Source organism: Bacillus sp. PK3-067, assembly GCF_056738645.1.
Genome location: NZ_CP096490.1, coordinates 1362688 through 1378648 on the forward strand (window position 1 = coordinate 1362688; position 15961 = coordinate 1378648).

Sequence of the window (15961 nt, forward strand, 5' to 3'; positions counted from 1 at the left end):
AATGAAAGCCGTCTTATATATATGTCATGGAAGTCGTTTGAAGACAGCGAAAGAAGAGGCGATTCAATTTATTACATCGTGCATGAGCCGTATAGAAGCGACTATTCAAGAAGTTTGTTTTTTAGAGTTAGCGAATCCTTCTATTGAAGATAGTTTTCGTACATGTGTGAAGCGTGGGGCCACTGAGATTATTGCTATCCCTGTTTTTTTATTAGCGGCAGGTCATGTAAAAAAAGATATCCCTTTTGAATTGGAAAAGTTAACCAATCAATTTTCGGATGTTAAAGTGACCTATGGTAATCCGTTTGGTGTATCAGAAACACTTGTTAAATCGGTGTATAGCGGAAGTGGTATCGAACAGGAAGATAAAAATGAAGTGACGTTACTTCTTGTTGCAAGAGGGAGCAGTGATCCTGAAGTATTAAGAGATATAAACTGGATTGCTTCTTTATTTCAAACAAAAGAGAAGGTTAAAAAAGTAGAAGTTTGTTATTTAGCGGCTGCAGAGCCAAAATTTGAGGAGAAGTTAAAGGAAGTTGTAGAACGAAAAGAAAAGAACATCGTTGTACTGCCTTACTTGTTATTTACAGGTTTACTTATGAAACATATTGAGAAAGAAGTGCGCCAATATGAAGTGGAAGAGATAAAAATTAGTCCATATTTAGGGAAGAATGAAGCGTTTCAAGATATGTTAATTCAGAAAACGACGGAGTTATTGAAAGGAGATCAGTATGTATCCACTTACAGTGCGAGTTAATGAGAAACGCGTTGTTGTTATTGGCGGGGGAAAAGTTGCAGGATTTAAAATTATTCCTTTACTCAAACAGGGTGCGGATATAGTTGTGATAAGTCCAGAATTAGATGCGAATTTAGTAAAACTTGTGGAAGAAAAGAAAATTCGTTGGTATCAAAGAGAATATGAAAAAAGTGATATTAAAAGTGCTTTTTTAGTTGTTGCAGCGAGTAGTGATTCAATATTAAATGAACAAGTTGCTGAAGATGCCGCTGAGAATCAATTAGTAAATGTTATTACAAATCCGGAAAGTGGTAATGTTCATTTTCCGGCAGCGATTCATCGTGGTTTACTTAATATAGCAGTTTCTACTGGGGGAGCGAGCCCGAAGCTCGCAAAAAAAATTCGAGATGATATTGCAAATAAATATGATGAGACATATGAATCGTATTTAGATTTTTTATATGAAGTAAGGTTGAAGTTAAAAGATTTACAGTTAGAAAAGAGGGAACGAAATATATTGCTCCAAGAAGTGTTGAAATCAGTATATGTGCAAAATGAGGGGAAAAGAGAAAGTTTTTTACGTGAGTTAGAGGAAAAGGTTTTAAAATAATAAAAGATAAAGTGCGCTTTACAAATATAAAAATATAATTTATAATCACAAGTAACTTCAATAGATGAAATCGATGAGCAAGAAGAGTACGTATATTTGATGCGTTCAGAGAGCTGGGGTTAGGTGGGAGCCCGGTACGATAAAATATACAGAATGGGCTTGCGAGAGGTATGTTGAACATTGTAGTAGGCAACCCGGGTTCCGCCGTTAAAAGGATAGAGTATCGGAATTATTCCTGTACTTGAACAAGTGGGATTTATCAATCCAATTGAGGTGGTACCACGGTATTTACATTACATATATCGTCCTCTACATGCATATTTGCGTGTAGGGGACTTTTTTATTTTCTAAAGGAGGTGTGCGAGTATGAAATGAAAGTGTATAATTAACAAAAGTTTAAATATTCAGAAAAGGAGAAATTATGATGAAAGAAACACAGCAATGGACGTCGAAAATAGGCTTTGTACTCGCAGCAGCCGGAGCCGCAGTAGGTCTTGGTGCGATATGGAAATTTCCATATGTTGCAGGTAATGGCGGGGGAGGCGCATTCTTCCTTGTATTTTTACTATTAACTTTATTTATAGGTATGCCTCTTCTAATAGCGGAGTTTGTTATTGGACGTAGCACGCAAAAAGAGGCGGTTACAGCTTATAAAGTACTAGTGCCAAATCGCAAATTATATCCTTGGATTGGTCGTATGGGAGTTGTTACTTGTTTTAGTGTACTATCTTTTTATAGTGTTGTAGGTGGATGGATTTTACTTTATTTATATTATAGTGTGACAGGAAGTTTCTGGAATGGTGCAGCTGATTATGGACAATTGTTCGGTGAAACGATTTCAAATCCATTAAGTGCGATTGGAGCACAATTTATCTTTATGCTTTGTACGATTTTTGTTGTAAGTAAAGGTGTAGAGAAAGGTATAGAAAAGGCAAGTAAGTACATGATGCCGCTATTATTTATTTTATTTATTGCGATTATTGTTCGTGCGTTAACACTCGATGGTGCTTTTGCTGGAGTAGAGTTCTTCTTAAAACCAGATTTTTCAAAGCTTACAGCAGATACAATTTTATATGCGATGGGACAATCTTTCTTCTCGCTAACTGTAGGTGCCTCGGTAATGGTAACGTATAGTTCGTATTTAAAGAAAGAGGAACATTTAGCGAAATCGGCAACATCTATTGTAAGTTTAACTGTTTTTGTTACAGTACTTGCAGGATTAGCAATTTTCCCAGCGATTTTCGCATTAGGAGTTAAACCGACTGAAGGACCGGGATTACTGTTTATCGTCCTTCCAGCAGTATTTGCAAAAATACCATTTGGTCAATTTTTCTTTATTATGTTTTTAATTTTATTCTTCTTTGCGACTTTAACATCAGCAATTTCAATGCTTGAAATTGTAGTAGCATCTGTTGCGAAAGGTAATGAGAAGAAGCGTCCGTCAGCATCATTATTAATTGGTATTCTTATTTTTGCAGTCGGTATTCCATCAGCGTTATCATTTGGGATTATGAGTGACGTGAAAATATTTGGGAAAACATTCTTTGATTTAGTCGACTTTTCGGTAAGTAACGTATTGCTGCCGTTAGGAGTACTAGCTATTTCATTATTTGTACCAAATAAAATGAGTAAAGAGTTGTTGATGAAAGAATTAGAAGTGACGGAAACGAAAGGGAAAACGTTATTTAACATTTGGTTCTTCTTACTTCGTTATGTTATTCCGGTAACTGTAATAATTGTATTTTTAAATGCGATAGGTGTATTTAAAATGTTTGCATAAAAAAAGGCGGGGATCTCCCGTCTTTTTTTATGTTGATGAATGTAATAGACGATTATACGCTTTATAGGCTGTGGTGACTGCGAGGAATGAACCGATTAAAAATAAAACTGAGCCGCCAAATGTAAATATCCGGCCAATATACGTTTCTCTAGCTTCTTCTATTTTTTGTTGTAATTGCGTATTCATATGGATCACCTCGTAAACTATAGGCATTTAGTTATAGTCTATGTAGAATGCCTATATTGTGTGAAGTGTAAATGAAAAACCTCGGTAGGCACCGAGGTTTTTTATAATCCGATATAAGGAGATGGGTCAACTGCGTTTGTCTTGCCGACATTCCATTCTCCAAGATGAAGTTCGAAGTGTAAATGTTGTCCGTATGATTGGCCCGTATTCCCCATAAATCCAAGCTGATCGCCTTGTTTTACAGTTTGTCCATTCGATACAGAACGACTATTCATATGAGCATATACTGTCGTATATGTTTTTCCGTTTATACGGTGAGATAAATACACTACGTTTCCGTAACTAGATGATAATTCTGAGCGAATAACAACGCCATCTGCAGCAGCGATAATTGGAACCGTTCCCGAAGCAGCGATGTCAATTCCTTTATGGTTATCTAAAGAACGTACACCAAATCCGGAAGTTTTTGATCCAGCTGCTGGTTTGATAAAACCACCGATATTTGTATCATGTGGTGTTGGGGCCGCTTGAGCAGATTTAGTAGCTTGTTGTTTGCGAGCCTCTTCTGCCTGTCGGGCTTCTTCCGCTTTACGAGCTTCTTCCGCCCGTTTTTCTTCTTCAATTGCTTTTTGAACAGCTTGACGTTGATTTTCTAAAATGCCCTTGGATTCTTCTAATCCTTCAATCTCTGAATCTACTTTTGCTACTTTCGTATGTAGATCGTTAATAAGAGTTTGTTGCTGCTGTTGGTTATTTTGTAATTCTTGTTGTTTTTGTTCTAGTTTTTGTTCAGAGTCTTTCAGTTGTTGTTCTTTTTTCTCAACAGCCTCTTTTTCTGTCGTTACAGCATTTTGATCAGATGTTTGTTTTTTTACAATATCTGTATCGTTGTTTAATATTAAACTTACGGAGTACATATTATCAACAAGATCAGCAATGTTTGTAGAGTTTGTTAATACTTCTGTAATGATATTTGTACGCGGTTTTTCTTGCATAGATTGTAATCGTTGTTTAATAACTTCCTGACGTGTATCTATGTTTGTTTGTAATTGTTCTATATGTTTCTTTTTGTCAGTAATTACTTGTTGTGTTTTGCTAATTTCTTTTTTTGTATCGTTTAATTCAGTCTCATTTTTATTAATGGAAGTAGTTAATTCATCAATTTTCTTCTGTAATTCTTGAATTTCTTTTTCTATTTGTTCTTTCTCGACTGTTTTATTTTGTAAGTCACTTTGTTTGCCTTCTAATTCAGATTGAATGTTAGATAATTTATCTTGATTCGTTTCAGCGTATACGGGTGAAAGTAACGGGGAAGCAAAAATCGTTCCTGCTGCTAAAACACTAAACGCTGCAAATTTCTTTTTCATTGTTGTCTGACTCCTTTCCCTATGAATGTTATATATCATAAGAAGAAGGGTGTCTATCGTTGTAATCATAATGTAAAGAAAATTTTATAAAATTGCTAAGTTTTGTCGGAATTTATCATTTTTCAACTGTAATTGTCATAGTGCTTACATTTTATTCATATGTGTAACAAAGGTATATTTTGGAATTTTCCTGTAAAATGAAGGAGGAAAGTAATCGTTTTTATGAGGTGAAATATTACTTGGAAAGCTAATAAAACACTAGTGAGGAATCGTTCTCATGTGAGGTTTTCTGACATGGGTCTACTTTTTGTCAAGAAAATTATTTGCGTTCGGGCAAAGTTATTTTGTTGTCAGATTTAAATTTTTGATTTATGATTTTTAACAGGGACAAAATGTAGTGAATTGTCGAATAATATGTAATACTCTTAATTTCTTAGTTTTATAGAGATAGAATGAGAGATAGAGTGACACATCGAAGAGGGGGTTACAACAAATATGAAAAGAATAGGACTAGCATGGCAAATATTAATAGGACTTGCGCTTGGTATTGCGGTTGGGGCGATTTTCTTTGGCAATCCAGCAGTGGTGAGTTATTTACAACCAATTGGTGATATTTTCATCCGATTAATTAAAATGATCGTTGTGCCAATTGTTGTAGCAAGTATTGTTGTTGGGGTTGCTGGTGTTGGCGATGTTAAAAAACTAGGTCGACTAGGCGGAAAAACAATTATTTACTTTGAAATCATTACAACAATTGCAATTATTGTCGGTCTATTAATAGCGAATATTTTCCAACCAGGAAAAGGCGTAAATATGGAGCAGTTAACAAAGACAGATATTTCGAAATATACACATACGACAGAGCAAGTACAAAGTCATTCATTTGCAGATACATTTGTAAATATTGTTCCAACGAACATTATGAAGTCGTTAGCTGACGGAGATATGCTAGCTATTATCTTCTTCTCTGTACTATTTGGTTTAGGTGTAGCAGCAATTGGTGAAAGAGGAAGACCAGTTCTTCAATTTTTCCAAGGTGTGGCTGACGCAATGTTTTACGTAACAAACCAAGTTATGAAATTTGCACCATTTGGTGTATTTGCACTAATTGGTGTTACAGTTTCTACATTTGGTCTTGCTTCATTAATTCCATTAGGGAAATTACTAATTGTCGTATATGGAGCAATGATCTTCTTCGTCGTAGTTGTCTTAGGACTTACAGCGAAAATATTTGGAATTAACATTTTCCAATTCTTTAAGATTTTAAAAGACGAGCTGATTTTAGCGTATTCTACAGCAAGCTCAGAAACAGTTTTACCAAAAATCATGGAGAAAATGGAGAAATTCGGTTGTCCGAAAGCAATTACATCTTTCGTTATTCCGACAGGTTATTCATTTAACTTAGATGGATCAACTTTATATCAAGCAATTGCGGCTATTTTCTTAGCGCAAATGTACGGTATTGATTTATCTATTACACAACAAATTACATTGTTGCTTGTATTAATGGTTACATCAAAAGGGATCGCAGGTGTACCGGGCGTATCATTCGTTGTATTATTAGCGACACTTGGTACAGTAGGTATTCCACCTGAAGGCTTAGCGTTCATTGCTGGTATTGACCGTATTTTAGATATGGCTCGTACAGCAGTTAACGTTGTAGGAAACTCTTTAGCAGCTGTAGTTATGTCTAAGTGGGAAGGTCAATATGACGCTGAAAAAGGACAAGCTTATTTAAAAGAGATTTCTGAAAAGGGTCAAGCGGCTTAATTATAATATGAACAAGCTCTCACATAATATGTGGGAGCTTTTCTGTATATAGAAGAGGAGCAGACATAATGAAACGAAAATATGGTGACGGTTCTTCGTGGAAGAGACTAATAGAAAAGAGTTATACGGTTAAGCAAGTGGAAGAGGGAATGCTCGGAATACTGGATATAAAAAAGGTGAGAGAGCCTAGTTGTAAAGAATATGATGGTGAAGAACTTTGTATTGCAGCAGATCAGTATACGTGGATTCAATATTTCATAGACGGGAAAAACTTTGCGATTACCGCTATGTTAGATGATCAGAAAAAATTAGTGCAATATTATATCGATGTGGCGAAAGAATATAAAATAGACGATCGTGGTTTACCGTATTTTGATGATTTATATTTAGATGTAGTATTATTATCTAGCGGTAAGGTGTATGTATTAGATGAAGAGGAGCTAGAGGATGCTTATAAAAGTGGTGATGTCACGAAGGAAGAGTATGAGCTAGCTTGGCACACTACGAAATGGATATTAGCAACAATAAAAAATAGTGAATTTTATTGGATTTCAATATTGGAAGAAGAAATCGAAAAGTTAAAATGATTGTTGTATTCAAATTTTTGTATAATTACCAAAAAAATCTATACAAAAAATAATTGACTTTTGTTTTGTAAGCGAGTAAAGTTAGGGAAGAAATTATTATTAAAAAATAAATATGAAACCTTCTTATAAAGAGAGGCGGAGGGACTGGCCCTACGATGCCTCGGCAGCGGACTCGATTTCAGAGTGCTGTGCCAAATCCAGCAAGCGTGTGCTTGAAAGATGAGAAGAGTGTTTCTTATAGATGTATAAGACCTCTTCTCATCGGAAGAGGTCTTTTGTTATTTATTAGAAAAAGGTTGAAACTAGGGAGAGATGGTACTTTGAAAGAAACGAGAGGAAATGGTTTAGCTTTATTACCACTTGGGATATTTTTGGCGCTATTTATTGGTTCTGGAATTATTACAGGTGATTTCTATAAATTGCCGATACTTGTAGCGATTTCAATTGCTGTAGGGGTCGCTTTAGTGATGAATCGTAAAGAAAGTTTTAATGTGAAAGTAGAGCGGTTCGCTAAAGGTGCAGGAAATCCGGATATTATGATTATGGTATTAATTTTTGTGCTTGCAGGTGCGTTTTCTGAAACTGCTAAAGGAATGGGCGGAGTAGACTCAACTGTTAATTTAGCGTTAACTATTTTACCGCCAGGATTTATCGTAGCTGGAATCTTTGTTATTGGTGCATTTATTTCATTAGCGATGGGAACTTCAATGGGAACAATTGCAGCATTAGCGCCGATTGCTGTAGGTATTAGTGGTCAAACTGATATCTCAATTGCGCTTGCAATGGCTACTGTTGTTGGCGGAGCGATGTTTGGTGATAATTTATCATTTATTTCAGATACAACAATCGCAGCTGTTCGTTCACAAGGAACAGAAATGAAAGATAAGTTTAAAACGAACTTTTTAATTGTGTTACCAGCGGCTATTATTACAATTGTACTATTAGTAATAGTTACTTCAGGAAGTGACACGCAGATTAAAGCACATAGCTTTGATTGGATAAAGATTTTACCGTACGCAGGAGTACTTATTACAGCGCTACTTGGCTGGAATGTACTTATTGTATTAACTGGTGGAACTTTACTATCTGGTGTTATCGGCCTTATAGATGGAAGTTACACGTTAGAAAGTTTCTTTAAAAGTGTAACGACTGGAATGGGCGGTATGATGGAGTTAGTATTACTTGCTATATTAATTGGCGGTATGGTTGAATTAATCCAATATAATGGTGGTATTCAATATTTAATGAATGTATTAACACGTAATATTCGTTCGAAAAAAGGAGCGGAATTTGGTATTGCTGGTTTAGTGAGTATGACGAATATGTGTACAGCGAATAATACGATTTCAATTATCTTTACAGGCCCGCTTGCAAAAAATATTGCAGATCAATATGAAATAGACCCTCGTAAATCAGCGAGTGTATTAGATCTTTTCTCATGTTGTGTGCAAGGATTAATTCCGTACGGTGCCCAAATGTTAACGGCAGCAGGATTTGCAGCGTTATCTCCGGTTGAATTGTTGCCATATGCATTTTATCCAATCTTAGTTGGAGTATGTGGTATTGTTTCTATTTTAATTGGGTTTCCAAGGTTTTCGAAAGTAGCTGAGAAAAAAGAGTATCATAAAACAGCTTAATTTAATATGAATGTTAGTAATTAAAAAACGTGCAGAGAATAGACTCTGCACGTTTTTTTGCGTAAAGGGCTGAATATGACTCGGTCTTAAGTCTGAGTTAAAAACGGTTCTTAAGCTCGTTATGGAAAGATGAAAAAATAGTTAAGATAAGAGTATCAAATCGAAGGGAGGCAAGCACAAGATGAAACAATTTCTAGCGTTTATCGCAGCCGGTATTTTGGCTTTAATTGCTCTTGGTAGTCTTGCTGGTATTGTAGGATTCGCAATCGGAGCAGGAGTTGTATATTGGAGCTATAAATCATTTGTGCGAGCTAAATCATTTTTTGGAAAGTTAGCTTGGGGTATTGTTGGTTTAATCGGTTTATCCATTGCGCTTTCTCATTCGCCAGCATTAATCGGTATCGCTGCTTTAGTGGTTTTATACTACGGATACCGTGAGTGGAAAAAAGAAAAAGATGTAGTTGTTGAATCTGCTCCAGAAAGTTCTAAACCATATAGTAACTTTGAAGATGAGTGGAACAAATTAATGAAAAACTAAAACAATAAATCAAATTATAAATAAAGTAGAAGAGAGGAAGATTTATAATGAAACAATCTTTATTCGGACGTGTACGCGATGCAATTTTAGCTGATTTTCATAACGTGTTAGATGAGAAGGAAAGAAAAAATCCAATTGCGATGTTAAACCAATATTTACGTGATAGTGAGCGTGAAATAACAAAAATTGAGAAGTTAATTGAGCGTCATAAAACATTAAAATCTAATTTTGCTCGTGAGCTTGAGCAAGCACGTTATTTCGTTAATAAAAGATCAAAGCAAGCTATCATTGCTCAAGAAGCAGACGAATTACAATTGCACGAACGTGCGTTAGAAGAGGTAGCTTATTATGAAGGGCAAGTAACTCGATTAGAAGAAATGTATGCAGGTGTTGTAGAGCAAATTGATGAGTTAGAGCGTCGTCTTTCTGAAATGAAAAATAAATTAAAAGAAATGCACGCAAAGCGCATGGAACTAATGGCACGTGAAAATATGGCACATGCAAATCGTCGTATGAATACTGCGATGCATAAAATGGATGAAAATAATCCGTTCTTACGATTTGAAGAGATTGAAGATCATATTCGTGACTTAGAAACTCGTATGAATGAAGAGCATGAGCGTGACACGTTTGATATGAAAATTGCAAAACTTGAGCGTGAAATGAAAGAAAAGAATGATGTATCGTTAACGAAAGAGTTAACAAAATAATAGTAGTATATTATAAAACAGGCTTATGATATAGTGATAGGAGAAAAGGTGTTGGAAAGCAATGCCTTTTCTTCTATGTATATGTGACAAGAAGGGGGGAGCTGAAATGAAGAAACATTTTTCAAAGACACAATTAATGGGGATGCTCCTCATCATATTTGGATTCGGTCTTTTTCTTGATATGATACTTGGACATTTTGAACCAGGTGGTCTCATTTTTGCATTTATTATGCTTATGTTTGGAAGGCATTATCGTAAAAAGAATCGTTATGTACGGGGAAATGTATTTTTATTTGTTGGTGGTATCGTATTTTTATTTTTCTTATTTTCATCAGCAGCATTTGTTCTTGTCGTATTTGCTTGTTTAGCTTTAATTGGTTATCAATTGATTCAACAAGGGCATCAGCAAAAAGCAATGAAGGTTGAAATTAAAGAAAAAGGGATTATAGACGAAGAGAAGCAAATATATCGTACAGAAACATATTTGAAAAATATGTTTGTAGGCAATGTACGAATGATGGATCATATTTATGAACTTGAGGATATTAATGTTCAATATGGTGCTTGTGATGTGGAAATAGATTTAACAACTGCTATGATTCCAGAAGGGGAAACGGTAATTGTTATTCGGGGTGTCGTTGGTAATATTCGTTTATATGTGCCATATGATATTGAACTTTCTTTAAATCATTCTGTTATTGTCGGACGTGTGCTCTTGCCAGGTCATGAAGAGACAGGGTTTAACCGCAATGTTACATTTAGAACAGAGCAGTATAAAGAGGCTCCTCGTCGTATTAAAATTATTTCTTCGCTTGTCGTAGGCGACACGGAAGTGAGGAAAGTATAATGAAGAAACAAAAAAATATTTCGTGGATGTATATTCGTTATTCTATGTTGTCCTCTGTTAGTATCGCACTCATTTGTACAATTGTATATGTATGGAAAAGCGAGCAACAAGTGTATGATTTATTATGGAAGGAATCCATCGCTTCTGTTCCAATTGGCTTGTTTATTATGACTACAAGTTTACTTATCGGGGGAATTGTAGGATATGCAATCGGTTATTATATAGAGCAGCGTATACAAGGATTAAATACTTTTCTATTTGAAGTAGAGCGAGGGAATTTTCCGAGCGATGTTTCGTTTACTGCAGATGATGAATTTCATGAAGTGGAACGAAAAGTAATCGTTCTGGCTCGTCGATTAGAGGAGCAAGCTGGACTCTTTCAAAAAGTAACGAATGAACGAGCTCATTGGAATGAAGAGATGAGACAAGAAGCGATTTCTCAAGAAAGGCATCGTTTAGCAAGGGAGTTGCATGATTCAGTAAGTCAGCAGCTTTTCGCAATGTCGATGATGATGTCAGCGATTAATGAACAAATAACTGAATTTCCAGATGTGACAAAAAAACAATTGCAACTTGTTGAAAATATGGTTGTAAATGCTCAATCAGAAATGAGAGCATTGCTCCTTCATTTACGTCCTGTACAATTGGAAGGTAAGAAACTGACAGAAGGTATAGAGGAATTATTAACGGAATTATCGCGAAAACAACATATGAAAATTGAATGGCTTATTGAGCCAATAGAATTAAAAAAAGGTGTAGAAGATCATTTATTCCGTATTGTGCAAGAAGCGCTATCAAACACGTTGCGACACGCGAAGGCAAAGAAAACAGAAGTGCGCCTTCGAAAAATTGATCAATATGCGATTTTAAAAATCATTGATGACGGCGTTGGGTTTGAAGTAGGGGTTAATAAGGCTGGTTCATATGGCCTAAGATCGATGCAAGAGCGTGTTCATGAAATTGGTGGGACACTTAAGGTACTTAGTTTCCCGACCAAAGGTACACAAATAGAAGTAAAAGTACCGATCATGATTGAGAGAGGGGGAGAAGTATGATAAAAGTATTGCTTGTCGATGATCATGAAATGGTTCGTATGGGTGTATCGGCATATTTATCTACACAGCCAGATATTGAAGTAGTAGGGGAAGCTGAGAATGGAAGAAAAGGATCAGAGTTAGCATTGCAATTAAGGCCGGATATTATTTTAATGGACCTTGTTATGGATGAGATGGATGGTGTCGAAGCAACACGTGCTATTATTCAAGAATGGCCAGAAGCAAAAATTGTAGTTGTAACAAGCTTTTTAGATGACGAAAAATTGTATCCTGTTATTGAGGCTGGGGCGACCAGTTACTTATTAAAAACATCAAGAGCAAGTGATATTGCTGATGCTGTACGAGCTACTTATGATGGAGAAACAGTATTAGAGCCGAAAGTTACCGGGAAAATGATGTCCCGTATGCGTCAAAAGAAAGAGCAACCTTTGCATGATGATTTAACGGAAAGAGAGTTTGAGATTTTGTTATTAATTGCAGAGGGAAAAAGTAATCAAGAGATTGCGGACGAGTTATTTATTGCACTGAAAACGGTAAAGACACATGTGAGTAATATATTAAATAAATTGAATGTAAGTGACCGTACTCAGGCGGTTATTTATGCATTTAGGCATCAATTAACGAAGTGATAAAGTGAAACTTTAATCAGTGGGGAGGTTGTTCCTCTCCCACTGATTATCAGCCCTCACCAATCGGGCTTTTACGGGCAGTTAATGCGAAGCTTTAATTGGAGGGGAATTCCTCGCTGATTATTGGCTCGATACAATATAGATTTGGCATTAAAACAATTGAATGTTTTTATTGACGATAAATAATGTAAGCGTTATCATTGAGGTGTTAACAGTACATATAAAGGGGAGAATGTATATGTTAGTTCAAACTATATTCGGAATGGATAAGTCTAAAAAATTAGGGGATTATGTGAACGCATTACAAGCGCTTTGTGAACAATATAATGTTGAAACAGATAAAATTGCGATTATTGAGGCAACAGAGGAATACTATTTATTTTTAGTAAAGCAAGAAGAGCGCTATGATGTTGTCAAGGTAGAAACAGTTGATACAAATATTGAATATTATACGAAGGCTTATAAAATAAGCAGTTTTAATCATGCTGCGTATCAAATGTAAAAAAACTCCCTTTTGGGAGTTTTTTTAGGAGGCTTTTACTTCGTGAGATTCGGTTACTAATGGAACTTTTTTCGTACCGCTTAACCTAGCCGTTGCAAGACCAATAAGACCTCCTACTAATGCTGGTATTAGCCAGCCGATTCCTTCATTATATAAAGGGATAAATTCAAAATATGGTGTGATAAATGAAACTGAAATACCACCTTGTTTTAATCCATCAAATACGCTCACTACAGCTGCTCCAATTAAAGCACCTACATAAACAGAGCGATATCCACCGAAGTATTTATGAAGTAATGATAGTAGTACGAGTACAATCGCAATTGGATACACAACAAGTAGAATTGGAACAGAGATTGCGATAATTTTCGTTAAACCTAAGTTGGCAACTAGTAATCCTAATGCGCAAATGATACTCGCGAACGTTTTGTATGAAAATGTAGTCAATAATGTTGAAAAATATTGGCTGCACGCAGATACGAGTCCAACGCATGTCGTTAAACAAGCGAGTGTAACGATAAGAGATAATAGGAGCAAACCGTATGGACCGAATAATTGTTGTACGATAACAGTAAGTAGCTGTCCGCCATTTTTTGCATATCCGAGCGAGACGCTAGTTGCCCCAAGCCAGCCGAGTGCACCGTATACAAGTACGAGCCCTGTAGCGGCAATAAGCCCTGCTTTTGCTGTGGCGATGGCAATGGACTTACGATCATTCACACCTTTAGAGCGAATTGCATTTACAACGATAATTCCGAATGCAAGTGCTGAAATAGTGTCCATTGTTAAGTAGCCTTCCATAAAGCCTTTGAAGATTGGAGAAGTTTGATACTCTTGCATCGCTGGTCCTGATTGCCCAAGTGGTGTAAATACACTTTTAACAAATAATAAGAAAATAGAGAGTAATAAAATAGGTGTTAATACATTCCCAATACGATCAACAAGTTTAGATGGATTCAAACTCAGCCAAAATACGATAGTAAAGAAGATGATTGTATATACAAATAGCACTAGGCTGCTAGAGCGGATTGTTTCTGGCAAGAAAGAACTAACCCCCATTTCATAAGCGACATTTGCAACACGTGGGATGCCCATGGATGGACCGATGGCAATGTATACAACTACTGTAAAGAAAATTCCGAATAATGGATGGGCATGACTTGCAAGTTGCTGCATTCCATTTCCTGATAGAGAAATTGCGATAACAGTAAGTAGTGGTAAGCCAACTCCTGTTAGTAAAAATCCAATCATTGCTGGCCAAAAGTTTTCACCTGCGTTTTGCCCAAGCATGGGAGGGAAAATTAAATTACCTGCCCCAAAAAATAAAGAAAATAGCATAAGACCCGTGAAAAAAATATGTTTTTTTGATACAGTGTTCATTGTTTTTCCTCCTTTTTCATTCATTTGTAAGAACACAAAAAACTCGTCCCTAAAGAAAGGGACGAGTTATATTTACCCGCGATACCACCCTAATTTACACATGTAGAAATAAATCTATATGTATACGGCTTTGCAACGTACAACATGATACGTGTTCCTTGTAACGGGGGACGGCCGGTAAGAACTTACTGTAACATTCGGTTCTACTTCTCGGAGATGATTTTCGATTACGCACTGAACGTTGGCTTTCAGCAAATCGCCAACTCTCTGGGGAACAGTTCTATAACGTACTCGTTCTCGTCAATGAATTTTTATTCAAGTATTCTGACAGTATTGTTGCATGTTTTTTTTAGAAAGTCAATATGTTTTTTGGAAGATATATTTATATATGGAAATATTGAAAGTGATATTCGTTGTTGCAAAAGGAATAATGAATTGTAAAATAGGAGTAAAAATTTGCGGAGAATTGTAAAATTTATAGAGAAAGTTGATATTTATAGGAGTAAAGAAGGGATTGTTTGAATTTACAGAGAATAATACAACAATCCACTTGCTGGAAAGAACAAACCAAAAGAGGTGACTGAAATGCTTGCGATGGGAGTATTATTTGGCATTATTGCTATAATTGGTTTTATGTGGTTATATTATTCGCGTTCGTTTAAACAAGCAGAAGTTTTACTCTTTCAAAAAGGTAGTTTATTGACAAATCAGTCTAGATATTTAGTATGTCCGAAGTGTGGAAGTGCACAGGCCAGAAGTGGAGGATATCAAGAGTGTTGTAAAATTAGATTATGAAAGAAAGGAAGCCTCACATTATTTTGTGAGGCTTCCTTCCTTACAACTTCATGGCGCTCCAAATTGTCCATCGATCTCTTTCAATAATAGGAGAGACGTTTTGTAATGCGGTCTGTATATGTTGTAGAAGTTGAGAAAGTTCATCATCTGTTAACTCATATAGAATGGATCGACCTGTTCGAGGAGATAAATCTTGCAATAATGCTTCTACAGAATCATGTATTTTTCGTATTTCCCATTGTGTTTGTGCGGGAAGTACATGAAGAGAATGTTTTTGTAATTCTGTCTGTATAGTGTTGGTTTTTGGACGTCTTTTTGACTCTATTTCAATAAGTTTTGGAAATAGAGAGAAAAAATATCCGCGAATGTGTTCGGGACTTCCTGGAATTGTACAATCTTCAATTGTTCGATCTTGTAAAATAAGTACACCGTTTTTATTTAATATACGAGAAGCTTCACGTAAAAATGTAGGAATGTCTTGTAAATGATGAATAACTGCACGCGAAATAACTATGTCGAATGTTTCATTAGGGTATGGGATATTATGTGCATCACCGTGGATGAATGAAATGTTTGAAAAGTTGTTACAATTTTCTTTTGCAGCTTGTAATATTTCTTTTGAAAAATCAAGTCCCACAACATTTTTGGCTCCCATAAGAGCGAGTTCTTTCGTATAAATCCCACCACCACAGCCGATATCAATTATTTGCTTGTTTTGTATTTCTGTAATGTTTTTTACCATTTCAGCCCAAGAAATATGAGCGTTTCTTGTTGCATATGTGTACTTATTATTTTCATCATGAAAATTAATGGACATGATAAAGACCTCCTT

Annotated in this window: 17 protein-coding genes, 1 riboswitch and 2 other annotated features; of the genes, 13 read left to right on the plus strand and 4 right to left on the minus strand. The window is 35.8% G+C overall.

Annotated elements, in window-relative coordinates:
- Window position 1 precedes the first annotated feature (1 nt).
- The 3 genes from M1D73_RS07125 (at window position 2) to M1D73_RS07135 (ending at window position 3126) form a co-directional block, all read left to right on the plus strand.
- Window positions 2-757, plus strand: coding sequence for a sirohydrochlorin chelatase (locus tag M1D73_RS07125; protein WP_000648892.1), 756 nt, complete (start codon window positions 2-4; stop codon window positions 755-757).
- The gene (locus M1D73_RS07130) at window positions 732-1346 is read left to right on the plus strand and encodes an NAD(P)-binding protein (protein WP_000283356.1); all 615 of its coding nucleotides are present in this window, start codon (window positions 732-734) and stop codon (window positions 1344-1346) included. The genes M1D73_RS07125 and M1D73_RS07130 overlap by 26 nt, the downstream gene beginning before the upstream one ends.
- Before the next feature lie 64 nt (window positions 1347-1410).
- Window positions 1411-1659: a binding site (T-box leader), on the plus strand.
- A 111-nt stretch (window positions 1660-1770) separates the two neighbouring features.
- Complete coding sequence (locus M1D73_RS07135) at window positions 1771-3126, plus strand: sodium-dependent transporter (RefSeq protein WP_121868158.1); 1356 nt, start codon at window positions 1771-1773, stop codon at window positions 3124-3126.
- A gap of 27 nt (window positions 3127-3153) precedes the next feature.
- Here M1D73_RS07135 and M1D73_RS07140 read toward each other — a convergent pair whose 3' ends face one another.
- Entirely contained in the window at window positions 3154-3312 is a 159-nt protein-coding gene (locus M1D73_RS07140; protein ID WP_001096001.1) for a hypothetical protein, read from the minus strand.
- Between the two features lie 101 nt (window positions 3313-3413).
- Window positions 3414-4679 (minus strand): murein hydrolase activator EnvC family protein, encoded by a 1266-nt coding sequence (locus M1D73_RS07145; protein WP_121868159.1) that lies wholly within the window; start codon window positions 4677-4679, stop codon window positions 3414-3416.
- A 495-nt stretch (window positions 4680-5174) separates the two neighbouring features.
- Here M1D73_RS07145 and gltP point away from each other — a divergent pair, with 495 nt between their 5' ends.
- The 9 genes from gltP (at window position 5175) to M1D73_RS07190 (ending at window position 12954) form a co-directional block, all read left to right on the plus strand.
- Window positions 5175-6449 carry a glutamate/aspartate:proton symporter GltP gene (gene gltP / locus M1D73_RS07150; protein ID WP_000821134.1) on the plus strand — a complete coding sequence of 425 codons (1275 nt, stop codon included), beginning with the start codon at window positions 5175-5177 and terminating at the stop codon, window positions 6447-6449.
- A gap of 68 nt (window positions 6450-6517) precedes the next feature.
- Window positions 6518-7036, plus strand: a complete 519-nt coding sequence (locus M1D73_RS07155; protein ID WP_000824664.1) for a ribonuclease FAU-1 family protein — start codon at window positions 6518-6520, stop codon at window positions 7034-7036.
- A 120-nt stretch (window positions 7037-7156) separates the two neighbouring features.
- Window positions 7157-7262: riboswitch (SAM riboswitch) on the plus strand.
- A gap of 94 nt (window positions 7263-7356) precedes the next feature.
- Window positions 7357-8673, plus strand: coding sequence for a Na+/H+ antiporter NhaC family protein (locus tag M1D73_RS07160; protein ID WP_100655218.1), 1317 nt, complete (start codon window positions 7357-7359; stop codon window positions 8671-8673).
- Between the two features lie 181 nt (window positions 8674-8854).
- Complete coding sequence (locus M1D73_RS07165; RefSeq protein WP_000808640.1) at window positions 8855-9211, plus strand: lmo0954 family membrane protein; 357 nt, start codon at window positions 8855-8857, stop codon at window positions 9209-9211.
- 47 nt (window positions 9212-9258) lie between these two features.
- Window positions 9259-9921, plus strand: a complete 663-nt coding sequence (locus M1D73_RS07170; protein ID WP_000814124.1) for a PspA/IM30 family protein — start codon at window positions 9259-9261, stop codon at window positions 9919-9921.
- A 106-nt stretch (window positions 9922-10027) separates the two neighbouring features.
- Window positions 10028-10768 carry a cell wall-active antibiotics response protein LiaF gene (liaF, locus tag M1D73_RS07175; RefSeq protein ID WP_000716095.1) on the plus strand — a complete coding sequence of 247 codons (741 nt, stop codon included), beginning with the start codon at window positions 10028-10030 and terminating at the stop codon, window positions 10766-10768.
- Window positions 10768-11823 carry a sensor histidine kinase gene (locus tag M1D73_RS07180; RefSeq protein ID WP_100655219.1) on the plus strand — a complete coding sequence of 352 codons (1056 nt, stop codon included), beginning with the start codon at window positions 10768-10770 and terminating at the stop codon, window positions 11821-11823. The genes liaF and M1D73_RS07180 overlap by 1 nt, the downstream gene beginning before the upstream one ends.
- Window positions 11820-12452, plus strand: coding sequence for a response regulator (locus M1D73_RS07185; RefSeq protein WP_000598707.1), 633 nt, complete (start codon window positions 11820-11822; stop codon window positions 12450-12452). The genes M1D73_RS07180 and M1D73_RS07185 overlap by 4 nt, the downstream gene beginning before the upstream one ends.
- 163 nt (window positions 12453-12615) lie before the next feature.
- Window positions 12616-12954 (plus strand): DUF3922 domain-containing protein, encoded by a 339-nt coding sequence (locus M1D73_RS07190; RefSeq protein WP_119683145.1) that lies wholly within the window; start codon window positions 12616-12618, stop codon window positions 12952-12954.
- A gap of 24 nt (window positions 12955-12978) precedes the next feature.
- Here M1D73_RS07190 and brnQ3 read toward each other — a convergent pair whose 3' ends face one another.
- A complete protein-coding gene (brnQ3, locus tag M1D73_RS07195) occupies window positions 12979-14334 on the minus strand; it encodes a branched-chain amino acid transport system II carrier protein BrnQ3 (protein WP_001099135.1) in 1356 nt (451 codons plus the stop codon).
- A 54-nt stretch (window positions 14335-14388) separates the two neighbouring features.
- Window positions 14389-14647: a binding site (T-box leader), on the minus strand.
- A 272-nt stretch (window positions 14648-14919) separates the two neighbouring features.
- Between brnQ3 and M1D73_RS07200 the strand changes: the two genes are divergently transcribed.
- The gene (locus M1D73_RS07200; RefSeq protein ID WP_000880630.1) at window positions 14920-15129 is read left to right on the plus strand and encodes a hypothetical protein; all 210 of its coding nucleotides are present in this window, start codon (window positions 14920-14922) and stop codon (window positions 15127-15129) included.
- A 40-nt stretch (window positions 15130-15169) separates the two neighbouring features.
- On the opposite strand, the gene M1D73_RS07205 is transcribed toward M1D73_RS07200, so the two are convergent.
- Window positions 15170-15946: a class I SAM-dependent methyltransferase gene (locus M1D73_RS07205; RefSeq protein WP_000026281.1), complete on the minus strand. Its 777-nt coding sequence runs from the start codon at window positions 15944-15946 to the stop codon at window positions 15170-15172.
- Window positions 15947-15961: the final 15 nt, after the last annotated feature.